Here is a 22,281-nt window from a genome sequence, read left to right on the forward strand (position 1 = left end):
CGCTCCCCGTCAAACGTGAGCGATCGAAGAACTCGGATTTAAACACCTGAAAGGAAGTACCATGCGTCACCGTCACGGCCTCCGTAAACTGAATCGTACCTCGTCCCACCGTCTGGCTATGCTGCGCAACATGACCGTTTCCCTGCTGCGTCATGAAGCCATCAAAACCACGCTGCCAAAAGCTAAAGAGCTGCGCCGCGTAGTTGAGCCTATCCTGACCATGGGCAAGACCGACACCCTGGCTAACAAGCGTCTGGCATTCTCCCGCCTGCGCGATCGTGAAATGGTTCTGAAGCTGTTCGCAGAACTGGGCCCACGCTACGCAAACCGCAACGGCGGCTACCTGCGCATCCTGAAAATGGGTTTCCGTGTTGGCGACAACGCTCCAATGGCTTATGTTGAGCTGATGGACCGTCCAGAAGTCACCGACATCGACAGCGCCCCAACCGCGGAAGAGTAATCTTCGCAGTTGCAGCAACGTTGGAAGAAAGCCAGGCTCAGTCTGGCTTTTTTTTATTTGAGGCGCTGGTCGCCGGCCGCCTTGAACTCCGAGCCGGCGCTCCATTCCGGCGTGGTGCCCTGCGCGATGTCGAGGCCGACCTGGAACAGCAGCTGGATATCCTGCACCGCGCCGCTGAAGTCCCAGTTGTTGCGGACGTTGTCGGTCACCTGGTGGTAGTCGTGCGCGACATAGCTGTCGACCACCTCGTGCGCATAGCTGTCCGGCTTGTCCAGGTAGCGGCTGCGGGCCTTGGTGTACAGCACCGGCACGCCCACGCGCGCGAACTCCAGCTGGTCGGCGCGGTAGAAACTGCCCAGCTCCGGCCGGCTATCCTTCTCCATCAGCCGGCCCTGCGTCTTCGCATATTTCTCCAGCAGGCCGTCGATGCTTGAATGGCCCGACGTCACGTTCTCGATCTGCGCCGTCTTGCCCCAGGCGTTGATGCCGTCGATATTGATGTTGGCCACCGTCTGCTTCAGCGGATACAGCGGATGGCTGGCGTAGTATTTCGCGCCCAGCAGGCCGCGTTCCTCGGCCGTGGTCGCCACGAACAGGATGGAGCGCTTGGGCGCCTTCGGCAGCGCCTTGTAGGCCTTGGCGATCTCCAGCAGCGCGGCGATGCCGGAGGCGTTGTCCAGCGCGCCGTGATAGATCTGCTTGCTGCGCTCGCCCGGCAGCCGCTCGTCGATGCCCAGGTGGTCCCAGTGGGCGCTGTAGATCACGTATTCATGCTTCAGCTTGGGATCGCTGCCGGGTATCATCGCCACCACGTTGTTCGAGTTGACGGTGCGCGCGGTGTTGTCCACCTTGAAGTCCGCCGTGGCCTTCAGGCTGACGGGACGGAAGTCCCGGGTCAGCGCCTGGGCTTTCAGCGTGTCGAAGTCGTAGCCGGCGGCTGCCATCAGCTCCCTGGCCTTGGCCAGCTGGATCCAGCCCGGCACCGTCGGCGCGTCCGGATCGGCGCCGTCGCGCAACAGGCTGAACTGCTCGGCGTTGCCGCCGCTGCGCACCACGTCCCACGGATAGGCGGCCGGCTTGGTCTCGTGGATGATGATGGCGGCCGCCGCGCCCAGCCTGGCGGCGATCTCGTACTTGTAGGTCCAGCGTCCATAGTAGGTCATGGCGTTACCCTTGAACATGGACGGATCCAGTTTCGACGGGTCCTTCGGATCGGGAACGGCCGGGTCGTTAATCAGCATCAGGATGGTCTTGCCGCGCACGTCGACGCCCTTGTAGTCATCCCAGCCATATTCCGGCGCCTGCACGCCGTAGCCGACAAACACGATCTCGGAATTGGCGACGTTGACGCTGGTCGGCTGGCTGGTCGAATGGGCAACATAGTCTTCCGGGAAATTCAACGCCACCGTCTTGCCGCCGACCTGGTAGCTGAAGGTTGGCGTCGGCGTCAGGCCGCGCATCGGCACGGCCTGTATCCAGCTGCCGTTGGGGTTGCCCGGCTTCAGGCCCAGCTTCTTGAATTGCTGCTCGATGTAGGCGACCGTCTTCGCTTCGCCCGGGGAGCCCGGCGCGCGGCCCTCGAAGTCGTCCGACGCCAGCGTCGTGATGTGAGCGAAGATCTCCGGCGCCGAGATCGCGCTCAGGGCCTTGACGGGGGCTTGCGCGCTGGCCGACGCCACGGCCAGCGCCAGGACGGAAAACAGCAGGGGGCGGGTGTTGGTCATCTGTTGCTCCTGAGCGGGAAAGTGTTGAGTTTCGCACAAAAACCGGAGACGTTGCAGGGATTAAGAAGGGATTAAGCCCCGCCTCAGGCGGGAAAAGCAGCCCCGGTGTACTATGCTGGTGCTCGTTTCGTCGAAAGAAAACTCATGCTCCGTTTCGCCCGTCTGTTCGCCCCGCTGCTGTCGCTGATCGCCCTGTTGCTGGCTCGTCCCGCGCTGGCCGATGACGGTTTCCTGGAGCCGGATGCGGCCTTCAAATTCTCGGCGCAGATGGTCGACGGCCATACGCTGTCGGTCAGCTTTCAGATCGCCGACGGCTACTATATGTACCGCGAGCGCTTCAAGTTCAAGGCGGACGGCGCCAAGCTGGGCGCGCTGGCCATCCCGGCCGGCACCGTGCACTTCGATGAAACCTTCGGCAAGAACGTCGAGACCTATCGCAAGACCGTCACCATGACGATGCCGGTCGATGCCGCCGGCGCGTTCACGCTGCTGGCCACCGGCCAGGGCTGCTCGGACAAGGGCCTGTGCTACGCGCCGCAGGATTACAAGATACAGCTGGTGGGCAGCGGCAGCATGCCGCTGCCTGCAGCTGTTGCGGTTGCGACCGCGTCGCCCTCAGCCGGTGCCGCCGCAGCGGGCGCATCGTCCGCTCCGGCCGCCGCCACCGGCGAAGGCAAGCCCGCCGCCGTCACGCCGGGCGTCACCATCGTCGCCATCCCGACGCCCAAGGTCGCCGTCATCCCGCCGCCAGCTCCGCCGGTTGCCGCAGCCGTCGTCCCGGCCACCGAATCCGGCCGCCTGGAAGCGGCCCTGAAAGGCGGCAAGCTGCTGGTCATCCTGCCGCTGTTCGCGCTGCTGGGCCTGGGCCTGTCGTTCACCCCGTGCGTGTTGCCGATGGTGCCCATCCTGTCCTCGATCATCGTCGGCGAAGGCGCCAGCAGCAGCCGTGGCCGGGGCTTGCTGCTGTCGGTCACCTACTCGCTGGGCATGGCCATCGTCTACACCGCGCTCGGCGTGGCTGCCGGACTGGCGGGCGAGGGCCTGGCCGCCGCGCTGCAAAATCCGTGGGTGCTGGGCAGCTTCGGCGTGTTGATGGCTATCCTGTCGCTGTCGATGTTCGGCTTCTACGAGCTGCAGGTTCCGGCCGCGCTGCAGTCCAAGCTGAGCACCGTGTCGAACCGTCAATCTTCCGGCAAGCTGGCCGGCGTGTTCGTGATGGGCGCCATTTCCGCGCTGATCGTCGGCCCGTGCGTGGCCGCGCCGCTGGCCGCCGCGCTGGTCTACATCAGCCAGAGCCGCGACGTCGTCATCGGCGGCGCCGCGCTGTTCGCGATGGCTGTCGGCATGAGCGTGCCGCTGATGCTGGTCGGCGTCTCGGCCGGCGCCTTGCTGCCGCGCGCCGGCATGTGGATGGACGCCGTCAAGCGCTTCTTCGGCGTGCTGATGCTGGCGATGGGCTGGTGGCTGGTGGCGCCGGTGCTGCCGGCGGCGGTGCAGATGCTGGGCTGGGCCGCGCTGTTCGTCGGCTACGGCATGTATCTGCTGATGAATTCGGGTAAGTGGGTGGCCAAGTCGGTGGGCGTGATCGTCGCCGTGCTGGGCCTGATGCAGCTGATCGGCGTGGTCAGCGGCGGCCGCGATCCGCTGGCGCCGCTGGCCCACCTGGCCGGCGGCAAGCATGAGGCGCCGCTGGCCTTCCAGCGCGTCAAGACCGTGCAGCAGCTCGACGCCGTGCTGGCGCAAACCGGCGGCAAGACCGCGATCCTGGACTTCTACGCGGACTGGTGCGTGTCCTGCAAGGAGATGGAAAAGCTGACCTTCGTCGATCCGCAAGTGCGCGCCAGGCTGGCCAACACCATGCTGCTGCAAGTGGACGTGACCGCCAACGATGCCGACGACAAGGCCATGCTGAAGCGCTTCGGCCTGTTCGGCCCGCCGGGCATCATCCTGTTCGACAAGGCCGGCAAGGAAATCGACGGCGCCCGCGTCATCGGCTTCCAGGACGCGGCGAAGTTCACCGCGTCCCTGTCCCGCCTGAACTAGGCTCAGCCGCGGTGGCCGCCCCAGCCGCCGCGATGGCCGTGGAAACCGCCATGCTTGCCGCCCATCGTATTGTCGTCGAAGATGGCTTTCTGCTCGGTGGTCAGCTGGCCGTAGAACGCGGTCAGCGCCGGCAGCGTCGCCTCCATCTTCGCTTCGTGCTGCTTGGCCATCTCGATCATCTTGCTCAGGCGATCAGGCGCCGACAAGGTGGCGAACGATGTGTGGTCAGCCGCGCCGGTGGCGGCCGGCTTGATCGCCGCCTGGTAGGTCGCCCAGGCCGATTCCTGTTGCGCGGTCAGCTTCAGCAGGTCGTGCAGCTTGGCCTGGCGCTTGGCGAACATTTCCGCCATCTTGGCCTGCATCTGCTCCTTGCTGACGACGGCGCCGTGACGGCCGGCCGGCGGCGTCGTATCCTGTGCCTGTGCGGCGGCCATACCCAGTACGGTAAAACCGATCAGTATGCTTTTGCGTAAGACGTTCATGGTCGTTCCTTTATCATTGAAAGTTAGGTATCGCGGTGCGTTGGTCACCGCGCTTGAACCCATGTTGGCAGCGCTAGGTTGCCGCCAAGTTTCGCGGCCCGAAGTTTTTGTATCCATATGTTTCGACCCTATGGTCATATACAAGACGATACAATTGGTGATTGGTCACACGGGGCCGAACTGGGGATAATTAGCATATGGAACCCACATCTACTATCTTGATCGTCGACGACGACCGCGACATCCGCACCCTGCTGGCAGATTACCTCGAATCTAACGGTTACCGCGCCCTGTGCGCCGCCGACGGCATCGCCATGTGGAAGCTGCTCGACGAAGCCCGCCCCGACCTGGTCGTGCTCGACCTGAACCTGCCGGGCGACGACGGCCTGACCTTGTGCCGCAAGCTGCGCGCCCACTCGACGCTGCCGGTGATCATGCTGACCGCCCGCAACGAACCGCTGGACCGCATCCTCGGCCTCGAGATGGGCGCCGACGACTACCTGCCGAAGCCGTTCGAGCCGCGCGAGCTGCTGGCGCGCATCCGCAGCGTGCTGCGCCGCAGTAACGCCATGCCGTCCGGCAGCGGCACCGACAAGGCGCAGCAAATGCGCTTTTCCGGCTGGACCCTGGACCTGACCGCGCGCCACCTGCTCAATCCGGACGGCATCGTCATCATGCTGTCGGGCGCCGAGTTCCGCCTGCTCAAGGTCTTCCTCGAGCATCCGAACCGCGTGCTCAACCGCGACCAGCTGCTGAACCTGACGCAGGGCCGCGACGCCGATCCGTTCGACCGCTCGATCGACATCCAGATCAGCCGCCTGCGGCAGAAGCTGGGCGAGGACGCGCGCCTGCCGCAAATCATCAAGACCGTGCGCAACGGCGGCTACGTGCTGGCCGGACAAGTGACCGTGGAGCCGCTAGCGTGAAAGCCTTTTTCGGATCAATGACCGGGCGCGTGTTCCTGATCCTGCTGCTCGGTATCGTCGCCTCGGCGGCGCTGACCCAGTGGCTGGCCGTCGGCGAACGCACGCGCGCGCTGGAACGCTACCGCGATTTCCATGCGCTGGAGCGGGCCGAACAATTGATCACCACGGCGGACGTGCTGCCGGAAGCGTCGCGCCCGACCTACCTGCGCATGGCCAATCGCGGCACGGTGCGCCTGGAGCGCAGCGACGTGCCGAGCGCCACCGCGTTGCCGCAGACCGAATTTTCCGCCACCTTGCAGCAGCGCCTGGGCGATGGCTTCAAGCTGGGCCCGCTGGTCGAGCATCCGGCCGCCTGCGACCTGCCGCGCCAGTCCCCCAATATGTTCGCGCCCAGCCAGTGGCGCGGCACCTGCGAAACCATGAACGTGCGGCTGCACGACGGCCAGGTGCTGAAGCTGTCCGTGCTGCCGCCGCGCTCGCCGCCGCCGTCGGCCCACAGCGAACTGCTGACCATGCTGCCTTTCCTCATCAGCATTACCGCGCTGGCCTACCTGGTCACGCGCATGACGGTGCGTCCGCTGAAGCTGCTGGCGCAGGCCGCCAAGGACCTGGGCAACGACATCAACCACCCGCCGGTGGTGCTGAGCGGCGCGGCGGAAATCCGCCAGGCCAGCGCCGCCTTCAACGCCATGCAGGCGCGCATCCGCCAGCACATCATGCAGCGCACGCAAATGCTGGCGGCGATCACGCACGACCTGCAAACCCCGCTGACCCGCCTGCGCCTGCGGCTGGAAAAAGTCGGCGACGCGGAATTGCAGCAGCGCCTGATCGACGACCTGTCGGCGATGCAGCAGATGGTCAAGGAAGGCCTGGACCTGGCGCGCAGCATGGACACCACCGAAACCATGCAGGCGCTGGACCTCGATTCGCTGCTCGACAGTGTGTGCAGCGACGCCACCGACGGCGGCCAGCAGGTCGAGCTGCGCGGCAGGGCGGCGATGGCGTTGATGGGACGTCCGCTGGCGATCCGCCGCTGCCTGGTCAACCTGATCGACAACGCGGTGAAATATGGACATTACGCCAACGTGACGGTCGAGCGCATGGTCGGCGCCGCCCGCATCCGCATCCGCGACGGCGGTCCCGGCATCGACCAGGACCAGATGGCGCGCGTGTTCGAACCGTTCTACCGCATCGAAACCTCGCGCTCGCGCGAATCCGGCGGCACCGGCCTGGGGCTGACCATCGCCCGCAATATCGCCGAGCAGCACGGCGCCAACGTCATGCTGTCCAACCATGCGGACGGTGGACTGGAAGTCACTCTGATCGTTCCGGAATACTACGCCGGCTCCTGACGGGACCACCGCCGTTCCCACACCGCTGCGCCCAGCCCCCGCGCAGAAAAAAACCGTCCGGCGGCTGTCGCCGCGCGGTTTTTCCAACAAATACTATGCGACAATATTCCGCCTTATGCACGGCGGCAATATTTTACGACGGTAAAACCTGGTTCAAAAAATGAAAAAATCTTCCTTAGCAATCCTGGCCGGCGCCATCGCCGTTATCGGCGGCGGCATCTGGTACACGACCCACGGTTCGGGCGAGCAGCAAGCCGGCGCCAAGCCCCTGAACGGCAGCGGCCCACAAGGCCCGACCACCGTCAGCGTGATCGCGCCCAGCCGCCAGGATGTGCCGGTCGTGCTGCAGGCCAACGGCACCGTGACCCCGATCAGCACCGTCGACCTGCATCCGCAAACCACCAGCACCATTTCCAGGGTCCATATCAAGGAAGGCCAGTTCGTCAAATCGGGCGAGCTGATGTTCACGCTGGACGACCGCAGCGAGCGCGCCAACGTCGACAAGGCCCAGGCCCAGGTCGAGCGCGACCGCGCCGCGCTGGCCGACTACGAGCGCCAGTACAAGCGCTCGATGGAGCTGCTGTCGAAGAACTTCATCGCCCAGGGCGCGGTCGACACGCTCAAGAGCCAGGTCGATTCGGCGCGCGCGCTGCTACAGTCCGACATCGCCGCCGCCCGCTCGGTCGGCGTGGACGCCAGCTACACCAGCATCCGCGCGCCGATGACGGGCCGCGTCGGCGCCATCAACGTCTACCCGGGCAGCCTGGTGCAGCTGGCGACGTCGCTGACCACCATCACCCAGCTGGACCCGATCACCGTCGCCTTCACCCTGCCGGAATCGGCGCTGGCCGGCTTGCTGCAGGCGCAGCATCAAGGACCGGTCACGGTCAAGGTCGCGCTGGGCAGCTCCGACAAGGAAATCACCGGCGCGCTGAGCTTCATCGACAACACCGTCGACCCGGTGGCCGGCGTGATCCGCGTCAAGGCCCAGTTCGACAACAAGGACACCAACCTGTGGCCCGGCCAATACGTCAACACCCGGCTGATCTCCCATGTGCTGAAAGATGCAACGGTGATCCCGCAAAACGCTATCATTAGCAATAGCCGAGGTACATTCGTGTACGCGGTCGATGCCGACCAGTCCGCCAAGGTGGTCAACATCAAGCGGCTGTACGCGTTTGGCGACAACGCCGCCGTATCGGGCCTGAGCGGCAGCGAGAAAGTCATCGTCGACGGCAAGCAGAACCTGCGGCCGGGCGGCAAGGTGCGCGTCGCGTCGGCCGACAAGCCGGCCGACGGCGCGAAAGAGAAGGGCTAAGCAATGAACCTTTCAGAACTATGCATCCGCCGGCCGGTGATGGTGGTGCTGCTGTCGCTGAGCCTGATATTGGCCGGCGTGCTGGCCTACTTCTACATTCCGGTCGCCGCGCTGCCGAGCTACAACACCCCGGTCATCAACGTCTCGGCCGACCTGCCGGGCGCCTCGCCGGACACGATGGCCTCGTCCGTCGCGCTGCCGCTGGAAAAGCAGTTCTCCACCATCGCCGGCCTGGCGATGATCACCTCGACCAACACGCTGGGCAATTCCTCGCTGACGCTGGAGTTCGATCCCAGCATCAACGTCAACGAAGCGGCGGTCGACGTGCAGGCCGCGCTGCTGCGCGCGCAGCGCCAGCTGCCGGTCGAGATGACGGACCTGCCGTCCTACCGCAAGGTCAACCCGGCCGACGCGCCGGTGCTGTTCATGACGATGAATTCGCCGTCGCTGACCTTGTCCGAGCTGAACGACTACGCCGAGAACCTGATCGCGCCGTCGCTGTCGACGCTGCCGGGCGTGGCGCAGGTGACGGTCAACGGCCAGAAGCGCTTTGCCGTGCGCGTGCGCGCCAAGTCCGAGCTGATGAACGCCCGCAACATGACGCTCGACGAGCTGCAGCAGGCGATCAAGTCGGCCAACGCCAACACGCCGCTCGGCGTGCTTGACGGCCCGAGCCAGACGCTGACCATCCAGGGCAATGCCCAGATGATGAAGGCGTCCGAATTCGCCGAGCTGATCATCGCCATGCGCAACGGCGAGCCGGTGCGGCTGAAGGACGTGGCCGACGTGCAGGACAGCTTCCAGTCGGTCAAGAGCTACGGCAGCTACAACGGCGAGCGCTCCATCGTGCTGCTGGTGCAGCGCCAGCCGGACGCCAACACCGTGCAGGTGGTCGACGGCGTGCGCCGCCTGCTGCCGCGCTTCAAGGCGCAGCTGCCGGCGTCGATCAACATCAACCTGGTCAACGACCGCTCGGTGTCGATCCGCGAAGCGATCCACGACGTCAACCTGACCTTGCTGCTGACCATCGCGCTGGTGGTGCTGGTGATCTTCCTGTTCCTGCGCCGCGCCGCCGCCACCTTCATCCCGGCCATCACGATGCCGATCTCGCTGCTGGGCGCGCTGGCCCTGCTGTACGCCTTCGGTTACAGCCTGGACAACGTTTCGCTGCTCGGCATCACGCTGGCGGTGGGCCTGGTGGTCGACGACGCGATCGTGGTGCTGGAAAACATCGTGCGCCATATCGAACTGGGCAAGAAGCCTTTGCAAGCCTCGCTGGTGGGCGCCAGGGAAATGGGCTTCACCATCATCTCGATCTCGGTGTCGCTGGTGGCCGTGTTCATTCCCATCTTCTTCATGCCGGGCGTGATCGGCCTGATGTTCCACGAATTCGCCGTGGTGGTGGCGCTGTCGGTGCTGGTGTCGGCGGCGGTGTCGCTGATGCTGGTGCCGATGCTGGCCAGCCGGCTGCTGCCGGCCGACGCCATCGATCCGGAACACGACAAGGGCGGCTTCATCGGCCGCTGGTTCGAGACCGGCTTCACCGCGCTGCGCAACGGCTACGTGCGCACGCTGGACATCGCGCTGCACCACCGCTATGTCGTGCTGGCCGCCGCGGTGGGCACCTTCGCGCTGACCGCCGTGCTGTACATCACGATCCCGAAAGGCTTCTTCCCGGAGGAGGACCTGGGCCAGATCCGCGTCAGCACCGAGGCATCCGAGGATATCTCGACCTCGGCCATGCTGGCGCTGCAGGACCGCGTGGCGGCCGTCATCAAGGCCGACCCCAACGTGCAGGACGTGACCTCGTTCACCGGCGGCGGCAACAGCGGCCGCATGTTCCTGGTGCTCAAGCCGCGCAACCAGCGCGACAAGATGCCGCAGGTGCTCGACAGCCTGCGCCAGGCCACCAGAAAGGTCGCCGGCATTTCCGTCTACCTGAGCCCGGTGCAGAATCTGCAGCTGGGCGGACGCCAGTCCAAGAGCCGCTACCAGTACACGCTGCAGTCGGTCAGCCCCGGCGCGCTGAACGAATGGGCAGAGAAATACCTGGACCGCCTGCGCGCCGATCCGGACTTCCGCGACGTCACCAGCGATTCGCAGAACAAGGGCCTGCAGGCGTCGCTGAAGATAGACCGCGACAAGGCCAACAACCTGGGCGTGGCCATCGGCGATATCCGCACGGCGCTGTACCTGGCCTTCGGCGAGCGCCAGGTGTCGACCATCTACTCGCCGGCCGCCAGCTACTACGTGATCATGGAGGCGGCCGACGCCGACCGCCAGTTCGACAGCGCGCTGACCAAGATTTCGGTGCGCAACAAGACCGGCCAGCTGGTGCAGCTGTCCAGTTTTGCCAGCGTCGAGCGCACCATCGGCCCGACCGCCGTCAACCACCAGGGCCAGTTGCAGGCGATCACGCTGTCGTTCAACCTGGCGCCGGACGTGCCGCTGGGCACGGCCACCGCCAAGATCGACAAGATGGGCGCGGACATGCATCTGCCGGCGTCCATCATCACCAACTACGGCGGCGACGCGGCCGTGTTCCAGAGCTCGCAGAGCAGCCAGCTGATCCTGATCATCGCCGCGCTGGGCGTCATCTACGTGCTGCTGGGCGTGCTGTATGAAAGCTATATCCACCCGCTGACCATCCTGGCCGGCCTGCCGTCGGCCGCCGTGGGCGCCTTGCTGACCCTGCGCCTGTTCAACCTGGACCTGACGATGATCGCCATCATCGGCATCCTGATGCTGATCGGCATCGTCAAGAAGAACGCCATCATGATGATCGACTTCGCGCTGCACGTGCAGCGCAACGAGGGCCGCACGCCGGCCGAGGCGATCCGCGAAGCCTGCGTGCTGCGCTTCCGCCCGATCATGATGACCACCATGGCCGCGCTGATGGGCGCCTTGCCGATCGCGCTGGGCCTGGGCGCCGGCGCCGAGCTGCGCCAGCCGCTGGGCCTGGCGGTGGTCGGCGGCCTGATCTTCTCGCAAGTGATCACCTTGTACATCACCCCGGTGATCTACCTGTTCCTCGACAAGTACAGCGGCAGCGGTCCGATGGGCGACGACGAGCTCGCCGACGACGCCGCGCCGCCGGTGCCGGAAGGTGTGCACGCCGTGCCACTGAAAGCGGTGAACACCGTCAAGCATTGAGCGGTGACAAGCTGAGCGGGAGACCGCCTCTTTATCATAGGCAAGTTGGCTATGATGAAAGGGCGGTCGCAGATGAAGCGTTACAGTGTCACCATCATCGGTATGGGCCCGCGCGGGCTCAGCGTATTTGAGCGCATCGCCGCCATCGCCGGCAGCCGCCAGCTGCCGCTCGACATCATCCTGGTCGAACCCGGCGAATGCGGCCCGGGCGTGCACGGCATGCGCCAGCCCCAGCATCTGCTGATCAACACCATCGCCAGCCAGGTCACGCTGTTTCCCGCCGCCGGCGCCGTGCGCCACGCGCCGGTATGCGCGACGCCGTCGCTGACCGCGTGGGCGCGCCAGGCCGGCTACCGCCGCGTCGGCGAGCGTTTCTACCGCCTCGGCGACCACGGCGGCGCCGACATCACCGAAGCCGACTACCTGCCGCGCAGCCTGCTGGGCGAATACCTGGCCTGGGCCTACCAGCAGATTGCCGCCGCGCTGCCGGCCAGCACCACGCTGACGCACCACCGCCTGCGCGCCGCCGACCTGTGGCAGCAGCCGGACGGCCGCTGCGCCATCGAGCTCGACAGCGGCTTCATGGTCTACAGCGATTTCGTCTTCCTGACGACCGGCCACGGCCGCAACCTGCCCAGCGACCTGGACGCCTGGCTGGGCAAGTTCGCCCAGGATCACGCGCGCTACAACAGCCGGCTGGGCTTCGTGCGCCATGTTTATCCGCTGGACAAGCTGGAGCGCATCGCCGCCGGTGCCCGCGTGGCGATCCAGGGGCTGGGCCTGAGCGCGCACGACGTCATCGCCGAGCTGACGACGGGGCGGGGCGGCGTTTTCGCGCAGGGCGAGCAGGGCTTGCTGTACCGCCGCTCCGGCCGCGAACCGCAGCTGACGCTATGTTCCCGCAACTGCCTGCCGTACGCTGCGCGCGGCGTCAACCAGAAGGGGCTGGACGGCCGCCACCAGCCGCACTATTTCACCCCCGACGCGGTGGACGCGCTGCGGCGCATGGCGCTGTCCGGCCGGGGCAGCCGCCAGCTCGATTTCGACCGCGAACTGCTGCCGCTGCTCAAGCGGGAAATGGCCTGGGTCTACCGCGCCACGCTGGCGCTGGCCGCGCCGGACGGCGCCGTGCCCGATCCCGCCGCCTTCGTGCCCAGTGCGCAGGACGAGGCGCTGATCGACGAGCTGCTGTTCCCGCTGCGCGAGCGCCAGTTCGCCACGCTGGACGACTTCCGCCACTTTTTCACCGGCTGGCTGCGCGCCGACCTGGCCGAGGCGCGGCTGGGCAATGTCGGCAGCGCGGTCAAGGCCGCCACCGACGTGCTGCGCGACGTGCGCGCCACGCTGCAGGCGGCGATCGAGCACGGCGGCCTGACGCCGACCTCGCACCGCAAGTTCCTCAACGTCTACCATCCGGCCATCAACCGCGCCGCCTTCGGCCCGCCGCTGCGGCGCAACCAGGAATTGCTGGCGCTGCTGGACGCCGGCGTGGTCACCATCGTTTCCGGCCCCAACAGCACCATCGACATCGACGAATATGATTCGACCTTTGTGCTGGGCACCAAATTCGGCGGCTGCACCGTCAAACACCCGGTCGATGTGCTGGTAATTGCCCGCCTGGACGGCTTTTTTCCCGAAACCGACGAATCCTTACTTATCCGTAATATTCTCAAAAGAGGGCTGGTGCGGCCCTATTACAACGGCGTCTTCCACCCGGGCGGCATCGAAATCGACCCCGACTGCCGGCCGGTCGATGCCCGTGGCAAGGCCGCCGCCGGCATCTGGGCGCTGGGCTATCCGGTGGAGGGCGCGCACTACTACACCCATGCCTTGCCCCGGCCGCAGCTGCGTTCGCGCCAGGTTTTAGACGCGGATCGCTGCGTAAACGCGATGTTTGGCCAGATGGAGGAGGCGCCCCGCCGCGGCGCGCGCCACCGCGCCGCCGCCGCGTCGGCCACGGCCTTGCCGCAGCCGATTTCGTGAGATGGCTGATACATACGGTAACACCCATCAAGACGCGGAACTTGTAAGCTACTCCCGGTATATACCCTGGAGCGTACGCGTTGCCGTCCGGCGCGCTATCATGGCCTTGTTCAGCAGTTCCCAAAATCGCGGGACTCTGGCACTATGGCCGCATTTTTGTCGACTTCGTTCCCACCCAAGGTTTGCTATTTTGCACCACGATTCCCACATACTTTCTGCAAATTCCGAATATTGCGAAACGTGCGGCCAGCGCTTGCCTGAGCCGGGGGCGAGGTACGCCGATTGGGATCGCAAGTCGCAGTCGCGCCGGGTCGGCATCGGTATTTCCATCGCGCTGCACTTGCTGGGCGTGCTGTACTACTTCCTGTCGCCGGCGCCCGAGCGCAAGCATTCGGCCCCGCCCAAGGGCGGCGTGATGGTGTATATCGCGCCGCTGCCGGACAAGGCGCCGAACAAGCCGCAGCCGAAGAAGACCGAGGTGGCCAAGGCCAGCAAGCCGCCGCCGCCGCGCAAGCAGGTGGTCAGCAAGGAGGCGCCGGCGGCGATCCGGCCGAAGCTGGAAACCTATGTGCCGCCGGTGCAGGCGACGATGACGCCGCCGCCCGAGGCGGACATGTCGGAAATGATCGCCAAGCGCCGCGCCGCGCGCGAGGCCAACAATCCGCAGCCGGCGCCGCCGGCGCCGACCGAGACCGAGAACGAACGCGCCACCCGCATCGCCAAGGCCAACATCGCCGGCGCGCAGGGCCGTTCCGGCGGCGCCGACAAGGACGACACGGGCGGCATCTTCTCGGTGGACAAGAGCTACCACAGCGCGGACGTCAAGTTCCGCGGCTGGAACACCAACTTCAAGCGCAACTGGACGCAGCAGGTGCACGTGGAGCAGGGCGCCGAGCCGGACATCGAGACGGCCGTGGTCAAGGAAATGATCAAGGTGATCCGCAAGGAAAAGCAGGGCGATTTCCCGTGGGAATCGCGCCGCCTCGGCAAAGTGGTCATCATGAGCGCGCGCAAGGAAGACGAGAAGGACCTGATCGCCTTCTTGCTCAAGGAAATGTTCCCCGAGTACACGCGGGGCGCGTCGAGATAAAAAAAGCCGGGCTAGCCCGGCTTTTTCATTATTTCAGCAGCCTGGCGATATCAAGTGCGAAGTAGGTCAGCACGCCGTCGGCGCCGGCGCGCTTGAACGACAGCATCGCTTCCATCATCACCTTGTCGTGGTCCAGCCAGCCGTTTTGCGCGGCCGCCTTGATCATCGCGTATTCGCCGCTGACCTGGTAGGCGAAGGTCGGCACCTTGAATTCGTCCTTCACGCGGCGCACGATATCCAGGTAGGGCATGCCCGGCTTGACCATCACCATGTCGGCGCCCTCGGCCAGGTCCAGGCCCACTTCGCGCAACGCCTCGTCGCTGTTGGCCGGGTCCATCTGGTAGGTGTTCTTGTCGCCCTTGCCCAGGTTCTTGGCCGAGCCGACCGCGTCGCGGAACGGGCCGTAGAACGCCGATGCGTACTTGGCCGAGTACGCCATGATGCGCGTGTGGATGTGGCCGCCGGCTTCCAGCGCGGCGCGGATCGCGCCGATGCGCCCGTCCATCATGTCCGACGGCGCCACCACGTCGACGCCGGCCTCGGCCTGGCACAGCGCCTGGCGGATCAGCATGTCGGTGGTGAGGTCGTTGATGACGTAGCCGTTGTCGTCGATCAGGCCATCCTGGCCGTGGCTGGTGTACGGATCCAGCGCGACGTCGGTCAGGATGCCGAGGTCGGGGAAGGCCTGCTTCAGCGTGCGCACCGCGCGCGGCACCAGGCCGTCGGGATTGGTCGCCTCGATGCCGTCCGGCGTCTTCTTCATGGCGTCGATGACCGGGAACAGCGCCAGCACCGGGATGCCCAGCGCCACGCATTCCTCGGCCACCTTCAGCAGCAGGTCCACCGACACCCGCTCGACGCCGGGCATCGACAGCACCGGCTCGCGCTGGTGCGTGCCTTCGAGGATGAACACCGGGTAGATCAAGTCCGACGCGGTGACGTGGTGCTCGCGCATCAGCGCGCGCGAGAAGGGATCGCGGCGCATGCGGCGCATGCGGATGCCGGGAAATTGTGCGGAAACGTGCGGGTTGTGCATGCCTGGTCTTCCTTGCTAAAAGATTACTTGTCCTGGTCCGGCGCGGTGTCGGGCTCGTCGTCGTCTTCCATCTCGATCAGCTCGACCGCGGCGGCCGCCTCGTCGTCGGTGATGCCGGCCAGCTCCAGGATCTTGTCGTTGGCCTCGTCGATGCCGACGCGCTTGAGCGCCGAGAACAGCTGCACGGTGAACGGGAAGCCTTCGCCATCCTCGTCGACGTAGCTGTCCAGCTTGGCCTTGGCCTGGCGCAGCACGTTGACCGATTCGTTGCGGTTCAGTTTATCAACCTTGGTCAGAATGCAATGGATCGGCTTGCCGGTCGGGGCGAACCATTCCAGCATCTGGATATCGAGTTCGGTGAACGGGCGGCGCGAGTCCATGATCAGGATCAGCGCGGCCAGCTGCTCGCGGCGCTGCACGTAGTCGCCCAGCAGGCGCTGCCAGTGCAGCTTGGCAGAGCCGGACACTTCCGCGTAGCCGTAGCCCGGCAAGTCGACCAGCAGGCATTCGATTTCCTCGACGATGGTCGGGTCCTTGCGGTGCTGCGCGACGTGCGCGCCGCCGATCGAGAAGTAGTTGATGTGCTGCGTGCGGCCAGGGGTCTTGGAGGCGAACGCCAGCCCTTTCTGGTTGCACAGGATGTTGATGGCGGTCGATTTGCCGGCGTTGGAGCGACCTGCAAAGGCGATTTCAGGCACCGTGGTGTCGGGCAGATCGCGCAATTGGTTAACGGTCGTAAAGAAGCGGGCTTGCCAGAGTTTGGACATGGGATGGGGAAAAATGCAACAAAAGGGAGCAAATATGCTGGAAAGCTATTGTACAATGAGTGGTTACGAAGTGTTGCCATCGCCTCCACCTCGATGCGTGCGGCAAAGTTTCGACAAACTTTTTTGAGGGTGCTTGAATGAATCGTGCGTTTTCACCGTTTGTAAAATCCCTGTTGGTAGCTCTGTTGGCCGTTGCGGGCACCGCATCCGCAGCCGAGGAAGCGAAACCGGCCCACGCCGAAGCAGCGGCGCCCAAGGTCGATGCGGCCAAGGGCGGCTCCCTGTTTGAAACCGGCGACAACGCACGCGGCCTGCCTGCCTGTGTATCCTGCCACGGCGCCGGCGGCAATTCGACGATCAGCGTCAATCCGAAACTGGCCGGCCAGCACGAAGGCTATATTTACAAGGAACTGGTGAACTTTACCACCGCCGACCGGAATCAACCGGTGATGACGACGTACGCGAAGATGCTGACGGACGAGGAAAAGCACAACATCTCGGCCTGGCTGGCCACCCAGGCGCAAAAGCCGGGTGCGGCGAAGAACAAGGACACGGTTGAACTGGGCAAGAAGATCTATCGCGGCGGCATCGCCGAGAAGAACGTGCCAGCCTGCGCCAGCTGCCACGGCGCGGCCGGTGCCGGCATCCCTGTGCAATATCCGCGCATCGGCGGCCAGCACCAGGATTACACGGTAGCCCAGCTGGGCCTGTTCAAGTCGGGCGGCCGCAAGAACAGCGCGCAGATGAGCACCATCGCCAAGCGCATGTCGGATGAAGAAATGAAAGCGGTGGCCGATTACGTCGCCGGCTTGAAGTAAGCCAGCTTCCCGCGCCACGGTGTTATGGTGCGGCTGATAGTGCATAGAGGGCGGCAGCGTAAGCGGGCTGCCCTTTTTGTTGGTATGCTGCCCGCAGCGTCCCCTTTTTGAGATAGTTCCAGTATGAGCAGCAGCCCCAGCACCACCGGCATCGAACTCAAGACCCGCCGTCCCATCGTCGGCGAAATCGTCGAACTGATATCCTCGATGCGCTTCGCCATCGCGCTGCTGGCGATGATCGCCATCGCCGCCATCATCGGCACCGTGATGAAGCAGAACGAGGCGACCAACAACTACATCAACCAGTTCGGGCCGTTCTGGTTCGAAGTGTTCAGCAAGATCGGCCTGTACGCGGTGTATTCGGCCTGGTGGTTCCTGCTGCTGATGACCGCGCTGGTGACATCGACCTCGCTGTGCATCCTGCGCAACGCGCCCAAGATGATGAAGGACATGCGCAGCTGGCGCGAGAACGTGCGCGAGAACTCGCTGCTGAACTTCCACCACAAGATGCAGTGGCGCTCGCCGCTGGCGCGCGCGGCGCTGGCGCAGCAGACGGCGGCCCGGCTGGCCGACGCCGGCTACAAGGTCAAGCTGGTCGACAAGGGCCACGGCACGCTGGTGGCGGCCAAGCAGGGCGCGGCCAACAAGTTCGGCTACATCTTCGCGCACTCGGCCATCGTCATCATCTGCATCGGCGGCCTGCTTGATTCGGACATGCCGATCCGCATGCAGGAGTGGTTCTTCGGCAAGGTGCCGTTCACCGGCAGCGGCCTGATCTCGGCGATCCCGGCCCAGCACCGCCTCGGCCTGGCCAATCCCACCTTCCGCGGCAACACGATGATCCCGGAAGGCTCGTCCAGCGACACGGCCACCATCGCCCGTCCCGATGGCGTGCTGATCCAGGACCTGCCGTTCACCATCAACCTGAAAAAATTCAACATCGACTTCTACAGCACCGGCATGCCCAAACTGTTCGCCAGCGAGGTGGAAGTGCGCGACCACGCCGCCGGCGAGGTGGTCAAGTCCGTCATCGAGGTCAACAAGCCCCTGCTGTACAAGGGCCTGGCGATCTACCAGTCCAGCTTTGAGGATGGCGGCAGCAAGCTCAAGTTGACCGGCTTCCCGATGCAGGGCACGCAGACCACCAAGTTCGCCATCGCCGGCGAAGTGGGCGGCAGCACGCCGATGGGCGACGCCTACACGGTGGAATGGTCGGGCTTCCGTCCCTTCAACGTGGAAAACATCGGCGCGTCGCAGGATCCGCGCTCGGTCGCCAAGGGCCAGAGCCTGGCGGAGCAGCTCGACAAGCACACCGGCTCGGCCGGCAAGAACGCCCACAACAAGGATTTGAAAAACGTCGGTCCGAGCGTGCAGTACAAGCTGCGCGACAAGACCGGCCAGGCGCGCGAATACCAGAACTATATGCAGCCGGTGACCATCGACGGCGCCACCGTGTTCCTGGCAGGCATGCGCGCCAATCCGGCCGACCAGTTCAGCTTCCTGCGCATCCCGGCCGACGACGCCCACAGCGTCACCGAATGGATGCGCCTGCGCGCCGCGCTGGGCGACCCGGCCCTGCGCGCCGCCGCCGCCAAGCGCTATGCCGAGCGCGCCACGCCGCAGTCCGGCAACTCGGACGTGCTGCGCCAGCAGCTGCAGGCGTCGGCCGACAAGAGCCTGACCATCTTTGCCGGCAACGACAAGGCGGCCGGCTTTGTCGCCATCTCGCAGTTCCTGGAAAAGATACCCGCCGCGGAGCAGGAGAAGGCCGCCGACGTCTTCATGAAGATCTTGAACGGCAGCCTGTGGGACCTGTGGCAGGCCGCGCGCGAGAAGGACGGCCTGCCGCCGGCCAGCCCCGACGAAAACCATGCGCGCTTCCTGCAGCTGGCCACCAACGCGCTGTCGGACGTGTTCTTCTACGGCGCGCCGGTCTACCTGCAGCTGGACGACTTTACCGAAATCAAGGCCTCGGTGTTCCAGGTGACGCGTTCGCCGGGCAAGAACGTGGTCTATCTCGGCTGTGTATTCCTGGTGCTGGGTGTATTCTCGATGTTCTACATCCGCGAGCGCCGCCTGTGGGTCTGGATCAAGGACGGGGGCGACGGCTCCGAGGCGCTGATGGCCATGAGCACCCAGCGCAAGACGCTGGACTTCGAACGCGAGTTTGAGACTTTGAAAGAGAAGCTGCCGCAATCGGCGTAAGCCGTGGCAGCCAAGGAGATAAATGATGGAACTGACGCAATCGACCCAAACCTACACCCAGGCGCCCGGCTATTTCAAGCGCCTGACCGCGATCGACTGGGTGTTCGCGCTGGCGCTGCTGGCCGGCTCGCTGTTCGGCCTGAGCCGCTACGGCAGCTATATGGACATCTACGAGAAGGGCATCCTGCTGGCCGCCGCGCCGACCTTCGCCGCGCTGGGCTGGCACTGGAAGCCGGTGCGCTGGCTGATGCCGCTGGTGGCGCTGCTGTCGCTGTGGGCGATCTCCATGTACGCCGGCCAGCTGGACATGGGCACCAAGAAGTTCTGGCTGCGCATGATGCTGTCGAGCCAGTCCGCGATCCTGTGGATGAGCGTGATGTTCTGCCTGGCCACCCTGTTCTACTGGATAGGCCTGGCCACCCGCTCGGCCGCCGCCTCCAGCATCGGCTCCAAGCTGTGCTGGGCCGCCGTGGTGCTGGGCCTGACCGGCATGATGGTGCGCTGGTACGAGTCCTACCTGATCGGCGCCGACGTCGGCCACATCCCGGTATCCAACCTGTATGAAGTGTTCATCCTGTTCTCGCTGATCACCGCGATGTTCTACCTGTACTTCGAGCAGCGCTACGCCACCCGCCAGCTGGGCTCGTTTGTCACCCTGGTCATCACCGCCGCGATCGGCTTCCTGTTCTGGTACACCACGTCGCGCGACGCGGCCGACATCCAGCCGCTGCTGCCGGCGCTGCAAAGCTGGTGGATGAAGATCCACGTGCCGGCCAACTTCATCGGCTACGGCAACTTCGCGCTGGCGGCCATGGTCTCGGCGGCCTACCTGCTGAAGACCTCGGGCTACCTGGTCGATCGCCTGCCGTCGGAAGAAGTGCTGGACGACGTCATGTACAAGGCCATCTCGGCCGGCTTCGCCTTCTTCACCATCGCCACCATCCTGGGCGCGCTGTGGGCGGCCGAGGCGTGGGGCGGCTACTGGTCGTGGGACCCGAAGGAAACCTGGGCGCTGATCGTCTGGCTCAACTACGCGGCCTGGCTGCACATGCGCCTGATGACCGGCCTGCGCGGCCGTCCGGCGGCCTGGTGGGCGCTGGTGGGCCTGCTGGTGACGACCTTCGCTTTCCTGGGCGTCAACATGTTCCTGTCCGGCCTGCACTCGTACGGAAAATTGTAATCGCAATGTAATCAACGACTTCCGGAGATTGGTGTAAGGTTTAGCCTGATGGGACGACCAAGTCCCAATCTTGCACAATCTTTGGAGTCAGCATGCTGATCAAGCGTAGCCCCAACGGCATCGAGTTGCCGTTTTCATCAGAAATCACGCCGCGCGAAGCGTATGAATCGCGCCGCACGTTCATGAAACAGCTGGCCGTCGGCGGCCTCTCCGCCGGCGCGCTGCTGGAAATGGCCGGCCGCGAAGCCTTTGCCCAGGGCAGCAATCCCAAGCTGGCCGCCAGGCTCAATCCCGCCTATTCGGCGCTGGACAAGCAGACGCCCTACAAGGACGCCACCAGCTACAACAACTACTACGAGTTCGGCACCGACAAGAGCGAGCCGGCCATGTACGCGGGCAGCCTGAAGACCCGTCCGTGGACGGTGACCATCGAAGGCGAAGTCAAGAAGCCGATGACCTTGGACATCGACGCGCTGCTGAAGCTGGCGCCGCTGGAGGAGCGCGTCTACCGCCTGCGCTGCGTCGAAGGCTGGTCGATGGTCATCCCGTGGATAGGCTATTCGTTCTCCGAGATCATCAAGAAGGTCGAGCCGACCGGCAACGCCAAGTACGTCGAGTTCGTCACGCTGGCCGACAAGAAGCAGATGCCCGGCGTCGGCAGCCGCGTGCTGCAGTGGCCGTACACCGAAGGCTTGCGCATCGACGAGGCCAATCACCCGCTGGCGCTGCTGACCCTGGGCATGTATGGCGAGACCCTGGCCAACCAGAACGGCGCGCCGGTGCGCATGGTGCTGCCGTGGAAATACGGCTTCAAGTCGGCCAAGTCCATCGTCAAGATCCGTTTCGTGAAGGACCAGCCGCGCACCTCGTGGAACCTGTCGGCGTCGAGCGAGTACGGCTTCTATTCGAACGTCAATCCGGACGTCGACCACCCGCGCTGGTCGCAGGCGTCCGAGCGCCGCATCGGCGAGGACGGCTTCCTGGCCCGCAAGCGCAAGACGCTGATGTTCAACGGCTATGCCGACGTGGCGCCGCTGTATGCCGGCATGGACCTGAAGAAGTTCTTCTAAGCGATGGCGTTCAATCCTTCGGCGCGGCAGGCCGGCCTGATCAAGGCCGCCATCTTCCTGCTGGCGCTGGTGCCGCTGGCGCGCATGGTGTACCTGACGCTGACCGGGCAACTGGTCGAGCCGCTGGAATTCATCACCCGCGGCACCGGCGACTGGACCTTGTACTTCCTGTGCTTCACGCTGGCGGTGACGCCGCTGCGCCGGCTGCTCAAGTGGAACTGGCTGATCAAGCTGCGCCGCATGCTGGGGCTGTACATGTTCTTCTACGGCCTGCTGCACTTCATGACCTTCCTGTGGTTCGATCACTTCTTCGACTTGCAGGAGATGTGGAAGGATGTGCTGAAGCGACCCTTCATCACGGTGGGCTTCACCGCCTTCGTGCTGCTGATACCGCTGGCGGCGACCAGCACCAACGCCATGGTCAAGCGGCTGGGCGGCAAGCGCTGGCAATGGCTGCACCGCCTGGTCTACGTGATCGCGCCGCTGGCCATCCTGCACTTCTGGTGGATGAAGGCGGGCAAGCACAACTTCACGCAGCCGATCATCTTCGGCGTGATCCTCGCTTCGCTGCTGCTGATGCGCGTCTATTGGGCGCGCAACAAGGCCGTCGCGAAATGACCTCCAGCACATGAGATGTGGCGGCGGCGATCTTGGTGGTGTTAAACTTTCTACCT

The 22,281-nt window shown here is 65.0% G+C and carries 17 protein-coding genes; 13 read left to right on the forward strand and 4 right to left on the reverse strand.

From position 1 onward, the window contains the following. The first annotated feature begins 61 nt into the window (after positions 1–61). Positions 62–460 (forward strand): 50S ribosomal protein L17, encoded by a 399-nt coding sequence (rplQ, locus tag ACSQ3S_RS03920; protein ID WP_176655255.1) that lies wholly within the window; start codon positions 62–64, stop codon positions 458–460. A 53-nt stretch (positions 461–513) separates the two neighbouring features. Here rplQ and ACSQ3S_RS03925 read toward each other — a convergent pair whose 3' ends face one another. After that, entirely contained in the window at positions 514–2,184 is a 1,671-nt protein-coding gene (locus ACSQ3S_RS03925) for a M20/M25/M40 family metallo-hydrolase (RefSeq protein ID WP_436141622.1), read from the reverse strand. A gap of 144 nt (positions 2,185–2,328) precedes the next feature. Here ACSQ3S_RS03925 and dsbD point away from each other — a divergent pair, with 144 nt between their 5' ends. Then, entirely contained in the window at positions 2,329–4,227 is a 1,899-nt protein-coding gene (dsbD, locus tag ACSQ3S_RS03930; protein WP_436141623.1) for a protein-disulfide reductase DsbD, read from the forward strand. Between the two features lie 2 nt (positions 4,228–4,229). On the opposite strand, the gene ACSQ3S_RS03935 is transcribed toward dsbD, so the two are convergent. Continuing rightward, on the reverse strand, positions 4,230–4,709 hold the full coding sequence (locus ACSQ3S_RS03935; protein WP_176655258.1) for a Spy/CpxP family protein refolding chaperone: 480 nt from the start codon (positions 4,707–4,709) through the stop codon (positions 4,230–4,232). Positions 4,710–4,906: 197 nt separating this feature from the next. On the opposite strand from ACSQ3S_RS03935, the gene ACSQ3S_RS03940 reads away from it, so the two are divergent. From ACSQ3S_RS03940 to ACSQ3S_RS03965, 6 genes are all read left to right on the forward strand, one after another. Then, complete coding sequence (locus tag ACSQ3S_RS03940) at positions 4,907–5,635, forward strand: response regulator (protein WP_176655259.1); 729 nt, start codon at positions 4,907–4,909, stop codon at positions 5,633–5,635. Further along, entirely contained in the window at positions 5,632–6,987 is a 1,356-nt protein-coding gene (locus ACSQ3S_RS03945; protein ID WP_176655260.1) for an ATP-binding protein, read from the forward strand. The genes ACSQ3S_RS03940 and ACSQ3S_RS03945 overlap by 4 nt, the downstream gene beginning before the upstream one ends. A gap of 160 nt (positions 6,988–7,147) precedes the next feature. Continuing rightward, on the forward strand, positions 7,148–8,305 hold the full coding sequence (locus ACSQ3S_RS03950) for an efflux RND transporter periplasmic adaptor subunit (RefSeq protein WP_436141624.1): 1,158 nt from the start codon (positions 7,148–7,150) through the stop codon (positions 8,303–8,305). A 3-nt stretch (positions 8,306–8,308) separates the two neighbouring features. After that, on the forward strand, positions 8,309–11,458 hold the full coding sequence (locus ACSQ3S_RS03955; protein WP_176655262.1) for an efflux RND transporter permease subunit: 3,150 nt from the start codon (positions 8,309–8,311) through the stop codon (positions 11,456–11,458). A gap of 72 nt (positions 11,459–11,530) precedes the next feature. Then, on the forward strand, positions 11,531–13,441 hold the full coding sequence (locus ACSQ3S_RS03960; protein WP_436141625.1) for an FAD/NAD(P)-binding protein: 1,911 nt from the start codon (positions 11,531–11,533) through the stop codon (positions 13,439–13,441). A gap of 253 nt (positions 13,442–13,694) precedes the next feature. Then, complete coding sequence (locus ACSQ3S_RS03965) at positions 13,695–14,531, forward strand: hypothetical protein (RefSeq protein WP_353405373.1); 837 nt, start codon at positions 13,695–13,697, stop codon at positions 14,529–14,531. A 28-nt stretch (positions 14,532–14,559) separates the two neighbouring features. Here ACSQ3S_RS03965 and hemB read toward each other — a convergent pair whose 3' ends face one another. Together hemB and yihA are read right to left on the reverse strand one after the other, a co-directional pair. Continuing rightward, complete coding sequence (gene hemB, locus ACSQ3S_RS03970) at positions 14,560–15,567, reverse strand: porphobilinogen synthase (RefSeq protein WP_413448892.1); 1,008 nt, start codon at positions 15,565–15,567, stop codon at positions 14,560–14,562. Between the two features lie 23 nt (positions 15,568–15,590). Then, positions 15,591–16,334 carry a ribosome biogenesis GTP-binding protein YihA/YsxC gene (gene yihA / locus ACSQ3S_RS03975; protein ID WP_176655269.1) on the reverse strand — a complete coding sequence of 248 codons (744 nt, stop codon included), beginning with the start codon at positions 16,332–16,334 and terminating at the stop codon, positions 15,591–15,593. A 137-nt stretch (positions 16,335–16,471) separates the two neighbouring features. Between yihA and ACSQ3S_RS03980 the strand changes: the two genes are divergently transcribed. From ACSQ3S_RS03980 to ACSQ3S_RS04000, 5 genes are all read left to right on the forward strand, one after another. Further along, on the forward strand, positions 16,472–17,152 hold the full coding sequence (locus ACSQ3S_RS03980) for a c-type cytochrome (RefSeq protein WP_176655270.1): 681 nt from the start codon (positions 16,472–16,474) through the stop codon (positions 17,150–17,152). A gap of 123 nt (positions 17,153–17,275) precedes the next feature. Continuing rightward, a complete protein-coding gene (locus ACSQ3S_RS03985; RefSeq protein WP_436141626.1) occupies positions 17,276–19,357 on the forward strand; it encodes a cytochrome c biogenesis protein ResB in 2,082 nt (693 codons plus the stop codon). A gap of 25 nt (positions 19,358–19,382) precedes the next feature. Next, on the forward strand, positions 19,383–20,537 hold the full coding sequence (ccsB, locus tag ACSQ3S_RS03990; RefSeq protein WP_413448895.1) for a c-type cytochrome biogenesis protein CcsB: 1,155 nt from the start codon (positions 19,383–19,385) through the stop codon (positions 20,535–20,537). 92 nt (positions 20,538–20,629) lie between these two features. Beyond that, the gene (gene msrP, locus ACSQ3S_RS03995; RefSeq protein ID WP_436141627.1) at positions 20,630–21,607 is read left to right on the forward strand and encodes a protein-methionine-sulfoxide reductase catalytic subunit MsrP; all 978 of its coding nucleotides are present in this window, start codon (positions 20,630–20,632) and stop codon (positions 21,605–21,607) included. Between the two features lie 3 nt (positions 21,608–21,610). Then, positions 21,611–22,225 (forward strand): sulfite oxidase heme-binding subunit YedZ, encoded by a 615-nt coding sequence (locus ACSQ3S_RS04000; protein ID WP_176655273.1) that lies wholly within the window; start codon positions 21,611–21,613, stop codon positions 22,223–22,225. Positions 22,226–22,281 lie beyond the last annotated feature (56 nt).

The sequence above is a fragment of the Duganella sp. LjRoot269 genome, assembly GCF_964254095.1.
Lineage (GTDB): Bacteria > Pseudomonadota > Gammaproteobacteria > Burkholderiales > Burkholderiaceae_D > Rugamonas > Rugamonas hordei.

What these genes read in the sequence shown, in the direction of transcription:
- ACSQ3S_RS03955 (WP_176655262.1), top strand. Translation starts at nt 8,309, where the DNA reads ATGAACCTTTCAGAACTATGCATCCGCCGGCCGGTGATGGTGGTGCTG.
- rplQ (WP_176655255.1), top strand. Translation starts at nt 62, where the DNA reads ATGCGTCACCGTCACGGCCTCCGTAAACTGAATCGTACCTCGTCCCAC.
- ACSQ3S_RS03935 (WP_176655258.1), bottom strand. Translation starts at nt 4,709, where the DNA reads ATGAACGTCTTACGCAAAAGCATACTGATCGGTTTTACCGTACTGGGT.
- ACSQ3S_RS04000 (WP_176655273.1), top strand. Translation starts at nt 21,611, where the DNA reads ATGGCGTTCAATCCTTCGGCGCGGCAGGCCGGCCTGATCAAGGCCGCC.
- msrP (WP_436141627.1), top strand. Translation starts at nt 20,630, where the DNA reads ATGCTGATCAAGCGTAGCCCCAACGGCATCGAGTTGCCGTTTTCATCA.
- dsbD (WP_436141623.1), top strand. Translation starts at nt 2,329, where the DNA reads ATGCTCCGTTTCGCCCGTCTGTTCGCCCCGCTGCTGTCGCTGATCGCC.
- ACSQ3S_RS03960 (WP_436141625.1), top strand. Translation starts at nt 11,531, where the DNA reads ATGAAGCGTTACAGTGTCACCATCATCGGTATGGGCCCGCGCGGGCTC.
- ACSQ3S_RS03980 (WP_176655270.1), top strand. Translation starts at nt 16,472, where the DNA reads ATGAATCGTGCGTTTTCACCGTTTGTAAAATCCCTGTTGGTAGCTCTG.
- ACSQ3S_RS03940 (WP_176655259.1), top strand. Translation starts at nt 4,907, where the DNA reads ATGGAACCCACATCTACTATCTTGATCGTCGACGACGACCGCGACATC.
- ACSQ3S_RS03950 (WP_436141624.1), top strand. Translation starts at nt 7,148, where the DNA reads ATGAAAAAATCTTCCTTAGCAATCCTGGCCGGCGCCATCGCCGTTATC.
- ACSQ3S_RS03985 (WP_436141626.1), top strand. Translation starts at nt 17,276, where the DNA reads ATGAGCAGCAGCCCCAGCACCACCGGCATCGAACTCAAGACCCGCCGT.
- ACSQ3S_RS03925 (WP_436141622.1), bottom strand. Translation starts at nt 2,184, where the DNA reads ATGACCAACACCCGCCCCCTGCTGTTTTCCGTCCTGGCGCTGGCCGTG.
- yihA (WP_176655269.1), bottom strand. Translation starts at nt 16,334, where the DNA reads ATGTCCAAACTCTGGCAAGCCCGCTTCTTTACGACCGTTAACCAATTG.
- ccsB (WP_413448895.1), top strand. Translation starts at nt 19,383, where the DNA reads ATGGAACTGACGCAATCGACCCAAACCTACACCCAGGCGCCCGGCTAT.
- hemB (WP_413448892.1), bottom strand. Translation starts at nt 15,567, where the DNA reads ATGCACAACCCGCACGTTTCCGCACAATTTCCCGGCATCCGCATGCGC.